The following is an 18,158-nucleotide window of genomic DNA, read 5'->3' as shown; positions in this document are numbered from 1 at the left end:
TTGCTGCACACTTAATGGGGATAAGGCAGGTTTCACTTAATAGATAAGAGACAAGTCAACAGCGGCTTGTCTTTTTTTAATGCATTAAAGGTGCCTGTCACCATGTGAAGAATTCACATGGTGACAGGCACCTTTTCTACTTTAAACGACATAAATATATTATTTGAATGAATATAGTGAAAACCGTCGAACGATTATCTGAACTTGTTCACTATTTTGACAAACTTTTAAATCTATTAATTTTATAATAGTTTGCAACGATGAAAGAATAGGGAGTGTGATTTATGGAAAAGACTAACGTAAGTTTCATAGAACCAGTCGGGGAAGTCAACCTTCATTCATCTAAATGGGATTTGGGAAGAGGATTACGGAAAGGTCAATTAATGCTTGAGTCCTTTTTTATTAAAAAGGGTTATCTATTAGTATTAGTAGGATTCTTACTTGGGCGGGCTTTGATTTTAGCAAAGTTAACGCCATTCTGCCTGCCTTTTTTCGCCTCAGTTTATTTAATCAAACGAGACCGGGCACCGCTTGCCCTGATCGGGTTAATCGTTGGGGCATCTACTATTTCTTTAGGAAATGCTGCCTTTACCTTCGCTGTAACTGTTCTATTTTTAACTATCTATCGAATGAGTGAAAAGTGGCTGACGAATGAGGTACGATCCCTGCCATTTTTTGTCGGGATTATCTTAGGCGTAGGGAAATTAATTGAGTCCTTTATTCTATCAAGACAATTAACCCTCTATGATTTAATGATGGTAGGGGTTCAAGCAAGCCTGGCCTTTATCCTCACACTTATTTTTCTGCAAAGTATTCCATTATTAACTCTAAATAAACGGAGACAGCTGTTAAAAACGGAAGAGATTGTTTGTTTAATAATCATGCTTGCCTCGATTATGTCTGGGACAATCGGTTGGAAGGTTTATGATATGTCGATCGAACATATCATGTCGAGATATTTGGTATTGGTCTTTTCCTTTATTGCCGGGGCCACAGTCGGTTCCACGGTCGGAGTAGTGACCGGGTTGATTTTTAGTCTTGCAAGTGTATCAAGCTTCTATCATATGAGTCTGCTAGCCTTTTCAGGGGTGCTTGGCGGTTTATTAAAAGAAGGCAAAAAAATTGGAGTATCCATCGGTTTGTTTATTGCCACTCTGCTGATTGGTATGTATGGGGAAGGCGGGGGCTCCATTCTACAAACGGTCCTGGAGACTTTATCTGCCATTCTCCTCTTTCTCCTAACTCCACAGGCCCTTACATCAAGACTGGCAAAATATATCCCGGGAACACCGGAGCATACGGCAGAACAGCAAAAATACATGCGTAAAATGCGTGATGTTACAGCACAAAGAGTGTCCCAATTTTCGGGTGTCTTCCACGCACTATCTAAAAGCTTCTCACAAATGGAAGTGATGCAGGAGGATGAGGAAGAAAACCGTGAAATGGATTATTTCATGAGCAATGTAACGGAACGGACTTGCCAAACCTGTTTTAAAAAGGAACAATGCTGGGCAAAGAATTTTAATACAACCTATGCATCGATGGAGGAGATTATTCATGAAATGGATCAAAATGATGGAAATGTTTCACCAAGAATGGCAAGAGAATGGGAGAAAATTTGTTCTCGTCCAAAAAAGGTATACGAAACCATTGGGCAGCAGTTAACCTTCTTTCAAGCCAATTTAAAATTAAAGAAGCAAGTGCGGGAAAGCCGTAAGCTCGTTGCAGAGCAATTATTGGGTGTTTCAGAAGTCATGGATAACTTTGCAAAAGAAATCCAGCGTGAAAGAGAGAATCATTATAAACAAGAAGAACAAATTATGGAGGCAATCCAGGATTTTGGGATTCAGATTGAACAGGTTGAAATTTACAGCCTCGAACCAGGCAATGTCGACATTGAGATGACTGTACCATTTTGTAATGGTCACGGAGAATGCGATAAATTAATTGCGCCGATGCTGTCAGATATTCTCGGGGAAACGATTATTGTAAACAGGGAGGAATGCGCCGTCCTCCCTCATGAATTATGTAATGTGAACTTCCGCTCTTCGAAGGCTTATACGGTAGATACGGGCGTAGCCCATGCAGCCAAAGATGGCGGTTTAGTATCAGGAGACAGCTATTCGACGATTGAGCTCGGACTAGGTAAATTCGCCATCGCTATTAGTGACGGAATGGGGAATGGGGAAAGAGCTCATTATGAAAGCAGTGAGACACTTCAGCTGTTGCAAAAAATATTGCAATCCGGAATAGAAGAGAAGGTTGCGATTAAGTCGGTAAACAGCATCCTATCACTTCGGACGACTGATGAAATTTTTTCTACATTGGATTTAGCGATGATTGACCTGAAAGATGCATCCGCAAGGTTTCTTAAAATTGGCTCGACACCAAGTTTTATCAAAAGAGGAAATAAAGTTATTAAAATACAGGCGAGTAATTTACCAATGGGCATCCTTCAAGAATTTGAAGTGGATGTTGTCAGTGAACAATTAAAAGCAGGGGATCTGCTCATTATGATGAGTGATGGGGTATTTGAAGGACCTAAGCATGTAGAGAATTATGACTTATGGATGAAACGAAAGGTACAGGAATTGGAGACGGATGACCCGCAAGAGGTTGCCGATTTAATCATGGAGGAAGTTATTCGATCGAGATCTGGTTTGATTGATGATGACATGACGGTGACGGTTGCCAAAATCAAACACAACACACCAAAGTGGGCCTCCATCCCCATTCAAAAAGTAAAGCGTCATGCCTAACCATTTAATTTATCCATCCTTCCAATAAACTATGTATAAATCAACCATATCCCGTCGAAAATGGTAGCAATACTATACTGGAGGGAGAAGGTTATGTACACAGGGAAGATTCGGCAAATTTTACTGATTACAGATGGCTGCTCAAACCAAGGGGATGACCCGATTGCGATGGCAGCCCTTGCAAATGAACAAGGGATTACGGTAAATGTCATTGGTGTCATGGAACATGATGTGATTGATGAAAAAGGAATCACTGAAATTGAAGGAATGGCCATGTCAGGCGGTGGAGTCAGTCAAATTGTTTATGCGGAAAGGCTATCGCAAACGGTGCAAATGGTTACTCGTAAAGCAATGAATCAAACCATTCAAGGTGTTGTAAACCGTCAGCTTCAGGAAATATTAGGACGTTCACAAACAATGGAGGATCTACCTCCTGAAAAGCGCGGCGAAGTAATGGAGGTTGTCGATGAATTAGGGGAAACTGTCGAACTAGAGGTGTTGATTCTTGTCGATACAAGCGCAAGTATGAAACATAAACTCCCTACCGTAAAAGAAGCACTCCTTGACCTATCTCTAAGCTTGAACGCCAGGACGGGAGATAATCTTTTTTCGGTGTATGTATTTCCCGGGAAAAAGAATGATGTCGAAAAATTGCTCGATTGGACACCGAAACTACAAGTTTTGACAAGTGTCTTTTCTCAGCTTTCGACCGGGGGCATTACGCCAACTGGACCGGCAATAAAAATGGCCTTATCTGCTTTTACAGAAAAAAAACAATCATTAAGGAGCCTGCTGTCTCGTGATGATGAATCATACTTTGAAGAATCAATGTAAGGCTAGCCCAGGGACAATCATTACAGGAAAATGGCATGCGAAAAAATATACGATTATTAAGGAACTAGGATTTGGTGCAAATGGGGTGGTTTATCTCGCCAAGCATAACGACACACAGGTCGCTTTAAAAATGAGTGATAATGGTATGTCAATCACCTCAGAGGTTAATGTTTTAAAATCCTTTGCAAAGGTCCAGGGACACTCCCTCGGACCTTGTTTGCTTGATGTTGATGATTGGTATTATGATAACAGCCGTATTTCTTTCTATGTGATGGAATATATTCAGGGACCGGATTTCCTGTCCTTCCTGCAAACGAAAGGAACATCCTGGACGAGTGTTTTATTTTTGCAGCTGTTGAATGATTTGGAGCAGCTTCATCAAAGTGGCTGGGTATTTGGGGATTTGAAACCGGAGAATTTAATTGTAACAGGACCTCCTCCAAAAATCAGATGTATAGATGTGGGCGGCACGACCATTCAGGGCAGGGCGATTAAAGAATTCACCGAGTTTTATGATCGCGGATATTGGGGGTTAGGCTCCAGAAAGGCTGAATCCTCCTACGATTTATTCGCGGTTGCCATGATCATGATTAATACAGCCTATCCGAAACGATTTACGAAAACAACTGGTGGACTTCAGCAGCTGAAGAATGCGATTCGACAAAAACAGGAATTAATAAAATTTGAACCTGTAATTCTAAAAGCACTCCAAGGTCAATACATTCAAGCTAAACAAATGCGGGCAGATTTATTAGCTTTAATGACCGAGAGTAAGAGCTTTCCCGCCCAAACAAAACCTCAGGTAAACAAACCTGATCCTCTTCAGGCGAGGCAAGCAGGGGGAAAAGATGCACAATCCGTTCCACTTTCAAGACAAAGTTACAGGCAAAGAAAGAAAAAAAGCGGCTGGATGGAATTTTTATTTATCTCAATTGTTCTAGGTGTGTTATATGCTTGGTATACTTTTAATAATTTACCGTAATAAATTGAAACCAATTTTACTTTCATCCGTATAAAGAGAAAGCCAATTTTTCATTGACTTAATTTTTGATAGTTCATAATCAAAAGTGGTAAGCTAAAAAGAAAAGCGAAAGCACACGGTTAGCGGCGTATGGATTGGATCCGCTCCGAAAGAGATAAAGGAAAACTGAAAAGCGGAAGCGCCTTGAACAGGGGCGACAGGCATAAGACGAGCCGGCGAGAAGGCTGCACTTTAGCCTTCTTGACGGATTGGCTTATGACCCCGAGCCCCTAGGCGCTGAAGCTAGACAATCCGGAGAGCGTAAGCGATCCGATGTTGACTTATCGTAAGGAGGAGAGGGCCAATACACTAGCCGCTGTGCGCTGAAGCTGGACAAAAGAAAAGCGAAAGCGCCTTTTTAAGAGGCGTTCCCTAATTCGTTTTAATCAAATTTGCTTTAGAAAGTGTGCAATTGATATGTTGGAATCAAAAGTTGAGTCTTTTTTGCAGCATCATTCCTTTTCCCTGGAAAACAAAAGGATTGTAGTGGGGGTTTCAGGCGGGCCTGATTCATTAGCACTGCTACATTATTTGCTGAAGGAAAGAGAAAAAAGAAATCTGTTTCTTGTGGTTGCCCACGTTGATCATATGTTCCGTGGAGAAGAATCTTTCCAAGATGCCATGTTTGTCAAAAACTTTTGCGGACAATACAACATTGCGTTTGAAATGATCCAAGTTAATGTCACCAAAATCATGGAGGAAACAGGAAAAAGCTCTCAAATTGCCGGAAGAGAAGTAAGATATAATTTTTATCATACAATAATGGAACAGTACCACTCCCCGTATTTAGCATTAGGGCACCATGGTGATGACCAAATGGAGACCATGCTTATGCGGCTCACACGAGGAAGCAGTGGAAAGGCAAGAGCGGGTATCCCATTTTCCAGGCCGTTTTATGAAGGGGTTATTTTTCGCCCTTTCTTATGCTTAACAAAAGATGAGCTTCAAAACTATTGTGATAGGCATCATCTCGTTCCTCGGATAGACCCAAGCAATGCGAAGAGTATTTATAGTCGAAATCGTTTTCGTAAACAGGTGCTGCCTTTCCTTAAAGCCGAAAACAGACAAGTGCATGAACATTTTCAACGGTTTAGTGAAGAACTGCAAAGCGATGAAGAGTATTTGCAGGAATTAACAGCGGAGCGATTGAATAAAGTATTGACAAAAAGAGAAGAGGACAAAATTACTATTGACATAAAACAATTCCAAGCAATGCCTTTACCTTTACAAAGGAGAGGGATTCAACTAATATTAAACTATCTTTACAAAGAAAAACCTGCATCTCTTTCTGCAATACATATTGATCAAGTATTTTCTTTAATTTCCCATCATGAACCTTCAGGAACACTTGATCTTCCTAATGGTTTAAAGGTTATTCGCTCATATTTTCAACTTTTTTTTCAATATGAGCAAATAAAGCCAGAATCATTTTATTTTGAAATCAATGAGCCTGGAACGATTATGCTGCCAAATGGAGGCAGCATTATAATCGAATATATAACTGGGGAAAACCCTGACATGTTAAGGAATAGTGCCATTTTTAATGCAGCTCTTATTCAATTTCCATTAATTATCCGAAATAGAAAAAAGGGCGATCGAATGAAAATCAAAGGCATACAGGGTTCGAAAAAATTAAAAGATATTTTTATTGATCAAAAAGTTCCACGGCAGGACCGGGATATGTGGCCGGTCATAACTGACGGAAAGGGAATCATTATTTGGCTTCCAAATTTAAAAAGGTCTTCTTTTGAAGGTATCGATGCAACTGCAGAACAATATATCCAACTAACATACATTATGTAATGATCTTCTAGGGGGCACAATTTATGATGAAAGATGATATTGAAAAGGTATTAGTATCAGAAGAAGAAATTCAAGATAAGATTAAGCAATTAGCTGGGCAGTTAACGGAAGAGTACCAAGACCGTTTCCCGCTTGCGATTGGGGTTTTAAAAGGAGCAATGCCATTCATGGCAGACCTGTTAAAACGAATGGATTGTTATCTTGAAATGGATTTTATGGATGTATCGAGTTATGGTACAGCCCTTGTATCTTCCGGAGAAGTTAAAATTTTAAAGGACCTTGATACTTCGGTTGAAGGCAGGGACATATTAATTATTGAAGACATCATTGATAGTGGTTTAACACTCAGTTATCTGGTTGATTTATTCCGTTATCGTAAAGCAAAATCAATTAAAATTGTTACTCTACTCGACAAACCAACTGGCAGAAAGAGCGATATACAGGCTGATTATGTTGGCTTTGTTGTTCCAGATGCGTTTGTGGTAGGTTACGGATTAGATTATATTGAAAAATACCGAAATTTACCATATATTGGTGTATTAAAACCAGAAGTATATAGCAAATAATGAATGAAGAAGAAGTAGTAAGCCTGGTTCCTGAAAGCCTTTTTACTGAGAGTAATTCCTTGAATTAGTAAGATTTTCTATGATACTATTTAATATAGTTTTTATCCGCGGGAGGAGGTAAGAGATGAATCGGATTTTCCGTAATACCATCTTTTATTTATTAATATTTTTAGTAATTATCGGCGTGGTGAGTTTCTTTAATGGAAGCAATGAGCCGACAGATCATATTTCATATGATAAATTTGTAACACAGCTGGAAAGTGGTAAAGTTAAGTCATTTTCTATGCAGCCTGAACGTGGTGTTTATGAGGTTCAGGGACAGCTTGAAGCGAATAACAAGAAGTTTATTACCTATATTCCTAACAGTGAAAAGATTCTCGACCGTATTGATAAGGCTGATTCAAAAGTGGAAGTTTTACCGGCAAAAGAAACAAGCGGCTGGGTTACCTTCTTTACTTCCATTATACCGTTCGTGATTATCTTTATTTTATTTTTCTTTTTGTTAAACCAAGCTCAAGGCGGCGGAAGCCGAGTCATGAACTTTGGTAAATCAAAGGCAAAGCTATATAACGATGATAAGAAAAAGGTTCGTTTTAGAGATGTTGCTGGTGCAGATGAAGAAAAAGCAGAATTAGTAGAAGTAGTTGAATTCTTAAAAGACCCTCGTAGGTTTGCTGAACTAGGAGCAAGGATTCCAAAAGGTGTCCTTTTAGTAGGACCTCCTGGTACAGGTAAGACATTACTAGCACGCGCCACTGCGGGTGAAGCGGGCGTACCTTTCTTTTCGATCAGCGGTTCAGATTTCGTGGAAATGTTTGTCGGGGTTGGGGCTTCTCGTGTACGTGATTTATTTGAAAATGCAAAAAAGAATGCTCCGTGTATTATCTTTATTGATGAAATTGATGCCGTTGGACGCCAGCGTGGAGCTGGACTTGGCGGTGGACATGATGAACGTGAACAAACATTGAATCAACTTTTAGTTGAGATGGATGGATTCGGAGCTAATGAGGGTATTATAATTATAGCTGCCACAAACCGTGCAGATATTCTTGATCCAGCATTATTACGCCCAGGCCGTTTTGACCGTCAAATTACGGTTGATCGTCCAGATGTAGTTGGTCGTGAGGCGGTACTGAAGGTCCATGCACGTAATAAACCATTAGACGAAACCGTTAATTTAAAAAATATCGCGATGCGGACACCTGGTTTTTCTGGTGCTGATTTGGAAAACTTATTGAATGAAGCAGCATTAGTTGCTGCCCGCAGCAATAAAAAGAAAATTGACATGGAAGACATTGATGAAGCAACAGACCGTGTTATTGCAGGTCCTGCCAAAAAGAGCCGTGTTATTTCAGAAAAAGAACGCCGCATTGTTGCTTTCCACGAAGGCGGTCATACTGTTATTGGCTTAGTACTTGATGAAGCGGACATGGTTCACAAAGTTACGATTGTCCCACGTGGGCAGGCTGGCGGATACGCTGTTATGCTTCCAAGAGAAGATCGTTACTTTATGACGAAACCTGAATTACTTGATAAAATTGTAGGTTTATTAGGCGGACGGGTTGCGGAGGAAATTGTGTTTGGTGAGGTAAGTACTGGTGCACATAACGACTTCCAACGTGCAACAGGAATTGCTCGTAAGATGGTAACCGAATACGGAATGAGTGATAAGCTTGGTCCACTCCAATTTGGTCAAGGTTCAGGCGGTCAAGTTTTCCTAGGACGTGACATCCATAATGAACAAAATTATTCTGATGCGATTGCCTATGAAATTGACTTGGAAATCCAAAGTATTATAAAAGAATGTTATGAAAGAGCTAGAAAAATCCTTATGGAAAATCGTGATAAGCTTGACCTCATCGCCACGACACTTCTTGAGGTTGAAACGCTTGTCGCTGAACAAATTAAATATCTAGTGGAAAATGGTCATATGCCTGAACCGTCTCTTCATTTAGAAACGGTTAAAATAGGACCCAAAAAAACAGATGATGTGAAGGTTAATATCAATAAAAAGAAGGATGAAGCTGATAATGAGGAAAAATCTTTCCTAGACAGCCCTTCAGATGATATTGACTATAAGTAAATAAAGTGGAAAAGAGTGCTTCAAGGAGGCACTCTTTTTTTTTACTCATATCCTATTTATGATATGATGTTGCGTATGAGGTAAAGAATATTAATAAAAGCGAGTGATAGATTTGATTTTCGTATTTGATGTGGGAAATACCAATATCGTCTTAGGTGTTTATGATGGGGACGACCTGAAGTATCATTGGCGGGTTGAAACAAATCGCAACCGTACAGAAGATGAGTTTGGAATGAATATAAAGGCCTTATTTGACTTTTCGGGCCTTACCTTTTCTGATATTGATGGCATTATTATTTCTTCAGTTGTACCACCGATCATGTTTGCTTTGGAAAGAATGTGTCAAAAGTATTTTCACCTAAAGCCACTTGTTGTCGGACCTGGCATAAAAACAGGACTTAATATTAAATACGAAAATCCAAGAGAGGTTGGCGCAGACAGAATTGTGAATGCTGTGGCTGCTATTCACGAATATGGGAGCCCGCTAATCATTGTGGATTTTGGTACAGCAACCACTTATTGTTATGTGAATGAGGAACGTCAATATATGGGTGGAGCAATTGCACCTGGAATTGGAATTTCGACAGAGGCTCTATATTCCAGAGCAGCAAAATTACCGCGGATTGAAATCGCTAGACCAGAAGGAGTAATTGGAAAGAACACGGTTTCTGCTATGCAGGCAGGTATTGTCTATGGCTATGTAGGGCAAGTTGAAGGAATAGTGAAAAGAATGATGGATCAAAGCACAAAACAGCCTACTGTAATCGCAACAGGCGGATTAGCAGGCTTAATTTCACAAGAGTCAAAGATTATTGATATTGTTGATCCTTTTTTAACTTTGAAGGGTCTTTCACTTATCTATAAACGGAACATGGGATAACCTAATCTTATTCACCAAGAAGGGAGCGAGACAATGAAGGATTATTTAGTAAAGGCATTAGCCTATGATGGAAATATACGGGCATATGCTGTTCGCACGACAGATACCATCCGTGAGGCACAACGCCGTCATCAAACATGGCGCACGGCGTCAGCTGCACTTGGCCGTACGATGACTGCAGCTGTCATGATGGGGGCTATGCTGAAAGGTGAGGATAAACTCACTGTAAAAATCAATGGGGGCGGTCCGCTCGGCCCAATAGTGGTTGATAGTAATGCTAAGGGTGAGGTCCGCGGTTACGTAACTAATCCAGAGGTTGATTTTGAGTCCAATGAACATGGCAAACTTGACGTCCGCCGTGCAGTTGGCACCGAGGGTATGTTAGCTGTAGTAAAGGATATTGGCTTACGTGACTTCTTTTCCGGACAAGTACCATTGGTATCAGGAGAACTGGGAGAAGACTTTACCTATTACTTTGCCACTTCCGAACAAGTACCTTCTTCTGTGGGAGTTGGTGTATTAGTGAACCCGGATGACTCCATTTTGGCTGCAGGAGGATTTATTTTTCAATTAATGCCTGGAACACCTGAGGAGCTTATATCTAAATTAGAAGAACGTTTAAAAACAATTGAGCCAATATCAAAACTAATTGAACGAGGTCTTAGCCCTGAACAAATCCTTGAAGAATTGTTTGGAAGAGAGCATGTAAAGATCTTAGAAACGATGCCGGTCAGCTTTGAATGTAATTGCTCCAAAGAGCGGTTTGCCAATGCAATTATTGGTCTGGGCGCTGCTGAAATAACTGCTATGATTGAAGAAGATGGACAGGCGGAGGCACACTGTCACTTCTGTAATGAAAAGTATCAGTATTCAAAGGAAGAGCTTGAAGCATTAAGGTCAGAAACGAAATAATTCTTTATGATGCAAAGGATCCAGCGCAAGCACCAGTCCCTAGTGTATTTCGCTAGCTGGCGCTTGCGCTTTTCGTAAGAAATAAGAAATAAAAAAAATCTTTGAGAATTGTCCAGTGCAAGCGCCCTAGCGGCTAGTGTCCTTCGCACTCCGCCCTACGATAAGTCAACACGAAAAAGCTATCGCTCTTCGTGTTTCCTTTATCTCAGTTGGAGTACTCCAGGTCATACGCCGCTGACCAGGGCGCTTGCACTTTTCTATTGGAGGAAAAATGGGGAAGAAGCAGCTTTGGATGATTATTGCCGCCCTTGTTTTTTTTAACTGTCTGACTGTAGCTTACTTTTTAACAAGGGTAAACGAGGTAAATGGTGTAGCAGCTAATGACGAGGCAGTGGCAAATGTAGGGGAAAAGGAAATTTCGAGACAAGCCTGGCTGAATGAGTTAGAGGCTAAATATGGCAAAGATGTATTGAAGGAAATGATTGATCATAAGGTAATTGAAGAAATGGCGGCAAAATACAAAATTAAGGTATCAAATCAAGATATTGACCGAGAGTATCGAATGCTTCAAACCACTTATAATGCTTTTAGTCAGAAAAATCATCAAACCGAAACTAAATGGAAGGAACAAATCCGCAGCAGTCTGCTCTTAGAAGAGCTTTTGACTAAGGATGTGTCTGTTTCCAACAGTGAACTAAAAAGGTATTATACTAAAAATAAAAATCTTTTCAGTGTACCAGCTGCCTACCATTTATCACATATTGTGGTCAAAACAAAAAAAGAAGCAAAAACAGCGGCAAAAGAGCTTGCCCATGGGTCTAGCTTTTCAGCCATGGCTATGGAACGGTCGATTGAGGAGTTTTCGGCCAATGAAGGCGGGGATATCGGCTATATTAGCGAAGGGGATGAGCGATATCCGAAGCAATATTTGAGCGCGGCTAAGAAATTAAAACCAAAGGCTGTCAGCAAGCCTATAAAGGTGAAGGACGGATATGTCCTCCTAAAACTTAATGGGAAACTTAGTGGGAAAAGCTATTCCTTTAATGAGGTTAAAGATCAAATCCGCCGGCAAATTGCTCTAGAGCAAATGAAGACACCAGCTACTGCCTCTATTTTTTGGGATGAAGCTAAGGTCAATTGGTTTTATGGAGATAAAGACTCAAATTAAAGACACCGTTTATCCCTTAAAAAGGACCATTTGGGTAACTAGTACAAACGGCTTATTTCTACAACTAATATTTTCAATTTATTTGAAATTTTACAATCAAAACAATTGACAAGTTGGCTTGAAAACTGGTAAATTTAATAATATAAATCCAATAAAAATACTCGGAATAGGGGTGCCCTAATGGTTCGTGTTGCAAATTCAGTGGCTGAATTAGTTGGCCAAACACCAATTGTAAAATTAAACAGATTAGTAGATGAAAATAGTGCTGACGTTTATCTAAAACTTGAATATTTTAACCCAGGCAGCAGTGTTAAAGACCGTATTGGTCTGGCCATGATTGAAGCGGCAGAAGACCAAGGTTTAATTAAACCAGGTGATACAATCATTGAACCAACAAGTGGAAATACAGGTATCGGGCTTGCTATGATTGCAGCAGCGAAAGGTTACAAAGCAATCTTCGTTATGCCTGAAACAATGAGCTTAGAAAGAAGAAATCTTCTTCGTGCTTATGGTGCTGAGCTTGTTTTAACACCTGGACCAGCAGGTATGAAGGGTGCTATTGCTAAAGCAGAAGAGTTAGTTAAGGAACACGGTTACTTCTTACCACAACAATTTAAAAACCAAGCAAACCCTGAAGTACATAAAAGAACGACAGGTAAAGAAATTGTAGAACAAATGGATCAACTTGATGCTTTTGTATCCGGAATCGGAACAGGTGGAACGATTTCAGGTGCAGGTAGTGTTATTCGTGAGAAGTTCCCAGAAGTCAAAATTGTTGCCGTTGAGCCAAAAGATTCACCAGTTTTATCAGGCGGTAACCCTGGTCCGCACAAACTTCAAGGACTTGGTGCAGGATTTGTTCCTGATACATTAAATACAAATATTTATGATGAAGTGATCCAAATTGGTACGGAAGAAGCATTTGAAGCATCTCGCCGTGCTGCTAGAGAAGAAGGTATCCTAGGCGGTATTTCTTCTGGTGCAGCTATTTCTGCAGCCCTAAAGGTAGCGAAAGAATTAGGAAAAGGTAAAAAGGTACTAGCGATTATTCCTGATAATGGAGAGCGTTATTTAAGTACCCCACTTTACCAATATGATGCCGAATAAATAAGGAAGGAGGCGTTGGCAAGTTTTTGCCGAAGCCTCTTTTTTTTGCAAAAACTATGATAAAATGTGAAAAAACAAGCTGTGGGGGAATACGGAATGAGAACAACTCAGGAACAAATCAAGTGCGGGCCCTATACCTTGGATTATGCGAAAAAAACGATTGTAATGGGAATTTTAAATGTTACCCCGGATTCCTTCTCAGATGGTGGGAATTTTAATCAAATTGAGCGCGCGGTTCAACACGCTAGGGAAATGGTGGAAAATGGTGCTGATATTATTGATATTGGTGGTGAATCCACTAGACCGGGTTATACGGTCATTTCCGATGAGGAAGAAATTGACCGGGTTGTCCCAGTAATAAAAGCCATATCGGAACAGGTCCCAATTCCAATCTCGATCGACACCTATAAAGCAGAGGTTGCCAAGCAGGCAATCGAGGCGGGGGCCCATATTATTAACGATATTTGGGGAGCTAAAGCCGATACTAAAATGGCAAGGATTGCCGCTGACTATAATGTCCCTATCATCCTGATGCATAATCGTCATGATCGGAATTACAACTCTTTTATGAGAGATGTCTTAAATGACCTATATGAAAGTATTACAATTGCAAAAAATGCCGGAGTTAGAGATGAAAATATCATTTTGGATCCCGGTATAGGTTTTGCACGTAATTATCAGGAAAACATGTTAACCATGCAAAACTTAGAAAAGTTTGTCATGCTGGGCTATCCCGTACTATTAGGGACATCTAGAAAATCAATGATCGGACAGGCATTAGACCTGCCTGTTCATGAAAGAATCGAGGGCACTGGTGCAACTATTTGTTATGGGATTCAAAAAGGCTGCCAGATGATCCGTGTTCATGACGTAAAAGAAATGAGCAGAATGGCTAAAATGATGGATATATTGATGGGGAAGGGTGCTGTCATTGGATAAAATATATGTAAATATGATGGAGTTTTATGGTTATCACGGCGTGTTTCCCGAGGAAAATCGGTTAGGCCAGCGCTTTATCGTAGATTTAGCGGTTTCTGTTGATTTAAAAAAAGCGGGATTAACGGATGAACTTAAGTTTTCCGTTAATTATGGTGAATTGTATCAGGTTTGTAAGGAAGTAGTTGAGGGGAAACCCTATAAGCTCTTAGAGGCAGTCGCTGAAGAAATTGCGGCAAGTATCATAAAGGTATTCCCGCTTGTAATGGATGTTACTGTTAAAGTAATTAAACCAGATCCTCCAATACCGGGGCATTACAAATCAGTTGCCGTAGAAATTACGAGGAGTAGATAAAAGTGGAAAATACAGCATTTATTGCCCTTGGTTCTAATATAGGAAACCGTTATGATAATATAGTTAGTGCGATTAATCGATTAAAGAGTTATCCTGCTATCCAATTGGTAAATTTGTCATCTGTGTACGAAACGGACCCTGTTGGATATGAGGATCAAGATGTATTTTTGAACATGGTAATCAAGGTTCAAACGAACCTAAGTGCGATGGAATTATTAGAGATATGTTTAAAAATTGAATTAGAACTTGGAAGGAAAAGGGAAATTAAGTGGGGGCCACGGACGATAGACCTTGACATTCTAACTTTTAACCAAGAAAATATAGAATCAGAGAAACTTACTATACCGCACCCGAGGATTGTTGAGCGGGCATTTGTATTAGTTCCGTTAGTTGAAATTGATTCAAACCTTAGAATAACTGGGGTGGATAAACCTCTTAACATATTGTTAGACGAACTACCAGATAAAGAAGGGGTCCGATTATGGAAGCGGAAAAATGGGGAAGACGTATTCGTGCCTATCGGAAGCTAAAGGGTTATACACAAGAAGGCTTTTCGAGGGAACTAGGTGTATCGGTATCTATTTTAGGTGAGATTGAAAGAGGAAATCGCCTGCCTGCCGAAGATTTAATTGAGAGAATTGCTGATTCTTTAAAAATTAGTATAGAGGACTTAAAACCAAGAGAATAGAGAAATGGAGGTACCGAATGTTAAAAATAGGTGATATTGAAATAAAAAATCCTGTTGTTTTAGCGCCTATGGCAGGTGTATGTAATTCAGCATTCCGTCTGACTGTTAAAGAGTTTGGCGCTGGTTTGGTATGTGCGGAAATGATCAGCGACAAAGGGATTGTTTTAAAAAATAAAAAAACCATGAATATGCTTTATATTGATGAGCGTGAAAAACCTCTTAGCCTGCAAATTTTCGGCGGCGAAAAAGAAATGCTGGTTGAAGCAGCAAAATTTGTGGATAAGAATACGAATGCTGACATTATTGATATCAATATGGGCTGTCCTGTTCCAAAGATTACAAAGTGTGATGCTGGAGCACGATGGTTATTAGACCCGGATAAAATATATGAAATGGTTTCTGCTGTTGTCGATGCAGTAGAAAAGCCGGTAACGGTTAAGATGCGTATGGGCTGGGATGATGAGCATATTTTTGCGGTTAAAAATGCCCAGATGGTTGAACGTGCAGGCGGTAAGGCAGTTGCCATGCATGGACGTACCCGCGTACAAATGTACGAGGGAAAAGCAAACTGGGATATCATTCGGGAAGTAAAGCAGTCTGTTAACATTCCTGTCATTGGAAATGGGGACGTGCAAACTCCTCAGGATGCCAAAAGAATGCTGGATGAAACTGGTGTCGATGGCGTGATGATCGGACGTGCAGCCCTGGGAAATCCATGGATGATTTACCGCACTGTTCAGTATCTAGAAACAGGTAAACTTTTAGGAGAGCCTTCAGTAAGAGAAAAAATTGATGTATGTATCCTTCACTTAGACCGATTGATTGCTTTAAAAGATGAGTTTATTGCAGTCCGTGAAATGCGCAAGCATACAGCGTGGTATTTAAAAGGGGTCCGCGGTAATGCGAGAGTACGGAATGCCATTAACGAGTGCAACACGAGAGAAGAACTAGTTACCTTATTAAGAGGGTTAGTAGCTGAAGTAGGAGAAATGGATGAAAGTCAGTTAATCGTAGGTTAATTTGACAGTCCTCGCCCTATTTTTTATAATATCTTTGTTTACTGATAGAGCTGCTAGTAGCATTACTAGCAGTTTTTATGCATTTATGAACTTTTTTGATGTCTGAATTGTCATGTTTGTGTAAAATAATATAGTATGCAAAAAAATGTAAGAGCTTAGACCTGCGAATTGGACTATTAGAGTTATACTATTGTCAGAGGATTAGGTGCTGAAGCTAGACAAGTTAATCGGCCAGTATTCTTTTAGTTTTACATAAAATAGAAAGTTATGGAGTTGAAGTAATCATGAGTCAAGAAGAATTAAACGACCAATTCTTGGTCAGACGTGAAAAAATGAATACAATGCGTGAAAATGGATTAGATCCATTTGGAAAACGTTTTGACCGGTCTCACACAACAAAAGAATTAATTGAACAATACGCTGAATTAGAAAAAGAGGAAATTGAAGCTAAAAATGTTTCCATTACATTAGCTGGACGGATTATGACAAAACGCGGAAAGGGTAAGGCTGGATTTGCCCATATTCAAGATTTGACAGGTCAAATTCAAGTATATGTGCGTCAAGATGCTGTTGGTGAAGAGTCCTATAAGGTATTTGATTCAGCTGACCTCGGGGACATCATTGGGGTAACAGGCACTCTTTTCAAAACAAAAGTAGGGGAATTGTCTGTAAAAGTAGAGGGATTTGTGTTCCTTACAAAGGCACTTCGCCCACTTCCGGATAAGTTCCATGGTTTGAAGGATGTAGAGCAGCGTTATCGTCAACGTTATTTAGATTTGATTATGAGTCAGGAAAGTAAGGAGACATTCATTACTAGAAGCCGAATTATCCAATCGATGCGCCGTTATTTAGATGACCATGGATATTTAGAGGTTGAAACACCAATGATGCACGCGATTGCCGGTGGTGCTTCCGCACGCCCGTTTATTACACACCACAATGCTCTTGATATGCCTTTATTTATGCGGATAGCAATTGAACTTCACTTAAAGAGACTAATCGTGGGCGGACTCGAAAAGGTCTATGAGATTGGCCGCGTATTCAGAAATGAAGGTGTTTCTACTCGCCATAATCCTGAATTTACAATGATTGAACTTTACGAAGCATATGCAGATTACCGGGATATTATGAGCCTTACTGAAAACCTAATTGCACATATTGCTCAAGAGGTTTTAGGAACAACGACTGTTCAATACGGTGAATATGAAGTTGATCTTAAACCTGAATGGAAAAGACTACACATGGTCGATGCGATAAAAGAATATACAGGTGTAGATTTCTGGAGAGAGATGAGTGTTGAAGAAGCTCGTGCACTTGCTAAAGAACACAATGTTGAAATAACAGAACACATGCTCTATGGACATATTGTTAATGAGTTTTTTGAACAGCGAGTAGAAGAAAAGTTAATTCAGCCTACTTTCATATACGGGCATCCTGTAGAGATTTCACCGCTTGCAAAGAAAAATGAAGAGGATCCACGTTTCACTGATCGTTTTGAGTTGTTTATCGTTGCCCGTGAGCATGCAAATGCCTTTACTGAACTTAATGATCCGATTGATCAAAGAGAGCGTTTTGAGGCACAACTAAAAGAGCGTGAACAAGGCAATGATGAAGCCCATCAAATGGATGAGGACTTTGTGGAAGCATTAGAATATGGTATGCCGCCAACAGGTGGTTTAGGAATTGGTATCGACCGCCTAGTTATGCTGTTAACTAATTCCCCATCAATCCGAGACGTACTATTATTCCCATTAATGCGTCATAAGTAAGAGGTTTAAAAGTGCCAGAGTAGTCTGGTGCTTTTTTTTGCATAGATAAAGAAAGAATATTTTTTCTTTAATAAAAGGTATTGCAACCACCATCAAATGGTGGTATATTAATATCTGTTGCTGCGAGACAGTAACGCGAAAGAAAAAAGTTTTAAAAAGTTATTGACATCTCGTTGATAACTTGGTAAGATAATAAAGTCGCTTTTGAGCGGCAGAAAAATTGCTCTTTGAAAACTAAGCAAACAAAAACGTCAACAA

General features: G+C 39.9%; 16 protein-coding genes. All 16 read left to right on the top strand.

All coding sequences use genetic code 11. From position 1 onward, the window contains the following. The first annotated feature begins 284 nt into the window (after window positions 1-284). The 16 genes from spoIIE to lysS all read left to right on the top strand — a co-directional run bounded on the left by spoIIE (window position 285) and on the right by lysS (window position 17,900). Window positions 285-2,759, top strand: coding sequence for a stage II sporulation protein E (gene spoIIE, locus V7077_RS02375; RefSeq protein WP_335498242.1), 2,475 nt, complete (start codon window positions 285-287; stop codon window positions 2,757-2,759). 93 nt (window positions 2,760-2,852) lie between these two features. Beyond that, a complete protein-coding gene (locus V7077_RS02370) occupies window positions 2,853-3,593 on the top strand; it encodes a VWA domain-containing protein (protein WP_335498241.1) in 741 nt (246 codons plus the stop codon). Then, entirely contained in the window at window positions 3,562-4,575 is a 1,014-nt protein-coding gene (locus V7077_RS02365) for a serine/threonine-protein kinase (protein WP_335498240.1), read from the top strand. The genes V7077_RS02370 and V7077_RS02365 overlap by 32 nt, the downstream gene beginning before the upstream one ends. A 456-nt stretch (window positions 4,576-5,031) precedes the next feature. Then, a complete protein-coding gene (tilS, locus tag V7077_RS02360) occupies window positions 5,032-6,417 on the top strand; it encodes a tRNA lysidine(34) synthetase TilS (protein WP_335498239.1) in 1,386 nt (461 codons plus the stop codon). A 26-nt stretch (window positions 6,418-6,443) separates the two neighbouring features. Then, a complete protein-coding gene (gene hpt, locus V7077_RS02355; protein ID WP_235744199.1) occupies window positions 6,444-6,983 on the top strand; it encodes a hypoxanthine phosphoribosyltransferase in 540 nt (179 codons plus the stop codon). Window positions 6,984-7,107: 124 nt separating this feature from the next. Beyond that, the gene (gene ftsH / locus V7077_RS02350; RefSeq protein WP_335498238.1) at window positions 7,108-9,066 is read left to right on the top strand and encodes an ATP-dependent zinc metalloprotease FtsH; all 1,959 of its coding nucleotides are present in this window, start codon (window positions 7,108-7,110) and stop codon (window positions 9,064-9,066) included. Window positions 9,067-9,178: 112 nt separating this feature from the next. Continuing rightward, entirely contained in the window at window positions 9,179-9,946 is a 768-nt protein-coding gene (locus V7077_RS02345) for a type III pantothenate kinase (protein WP_335498237.1), read from the top strand. A gap of 33 nt (window positions 9,947-9,979) precedes the next feature. Further along, window positions 9,980-10,858 carry an Hsp33 family molecular chaperone HslO gene (gene hslO / locus V7077_RS02340; protein WP_335498236.1) on the top strand — a complete coding sequence of 293 codons (879 nt, stop codon included), beginning with the start codon at window positions 9,980-9,982 and terminating at the stop codon, window positions 10,856-10,858. A gap of 271 nt (window positions 10,859-11,129) precedes the next feature. Further along, entirely contained in the window at window positions 11,130-12,026 is an 897-nt protein-coding gene (locus tag V7077_RS02335; protein ID WP_335498235.1) for a peptidyl-prolyl cis-trans isomerase, read from the top strand. Window positions 12,027-12,206: 180 nt separating this feature from the next. Next, window positions 12,207-13,133 carry a cysteine synthase A gene (gene cysK, locus V7077_RS02330; RefSeq protein WP_335471308.1) on the top strand — a complete coding sequence of 309 codons (927 nt, stop codon included), beginning with the start codon at window positions 12,207-12,209 and terminating at the stop codon, window positions 13,131-13,133. A gap of 96 nt (window positions 13,134-13,229) precedes the next feature. Further along, on the top strand, window positions 13,230-14,072 hold the full coding sequence (folP, locus tag V7077_RS02325; RefSeq protein ID WP_335498234.1) for a dihydropteroate synthase: 843 nt from the start codon (window positions 13,230-13,232) through the stop codon (window positions 14,070-14,072). Then, window positions 14,065-14,424: a dihydroneopterin aldolase gene (gene folB / locus V7077_RS02320; protein WP_335498233.1), complete on the top strand. Its 360-nt coding sequence runs from the start codon at window positions 14,065-14,067 to the stop codon at window positions 14,422-14,424. Before folP ends, folB begins: the two co-directional genes overlap by 8 nt. Before the next feature lie 2 nt (window positions 14,425-14,426). Then, window positions 14,427-14,954 carry a 2-amino-4-hydroxy-6-hydroxymethyldihydropteridine diphosphokinase gene (folK, locus tag V7077_RS02315; RefSeq protein WP_335498232.1) on the top strand — a complete coding sequence of 176 codons (528 nt, stop codon included), beginning with the start codon at window positions 14,427-14,429 and terminating at the stop codon, window positions 14,952-14,954. Beyond that, window positions 14,906-15,112 (top strand): helix-turn-helix domain-containing protein, encoded by a 207-nt coding sequence (locus tag V7077_RS02310; protein ID WP_215045771.1) that lies wholly within the window; start codon window positions 14,906-14,908, stop codon window positions 15,110-15,112. Before folK ends, V7077_RS02310 begins: the two co-directional genes overlap by 49 nt. A gap of 17 nt (window positions 15,113-15,129) precedes the next feature. Next, the gene (gene dusB / locus V7077_RS02305) at window positions 15,130-16,131 is read left to right on the top strand and encodes a tRNA dihydrouridine synthase DusB (protein WP_335498231.1); all 1,002 of its coding nucleotides are present in this window, start codon (window positions 15,130-15,132) and stop codon (window positions 16,129-16,131) included. Window positions 16,132-16,415: 284 nt separating this feature from the next. Beyond that, window positions 16,416-17,900: a lysine--tRNA ligase gene (gene lysS / locus V7077_RS02300; RefSeq protein ID WP_335498230.1), complete on the top strand. Its 1,485-nt coding sequence runs from the start codon at window positions 16,416-16,418 to the stop codon at window positions 17,898-17,900. The last annotated feature ends 258 nt before the right edge of the window (window positions 17,901-18,158 follow it).

It is taken from the genome of Neobacillus vireti, assembly GCF_036962465.1.
Taxonomy (GTDB): Bacteria; Bacillota; Bacilli; order Bacillales; family Cytobacillaceae; genus Neobacillus; species Neobacillus vireti_B.
The sequence above is the reverse complement of the archived record's forward strand: the minus strand, read 5'-3'. Positions and strand labels throughout refer to the sequence as shown.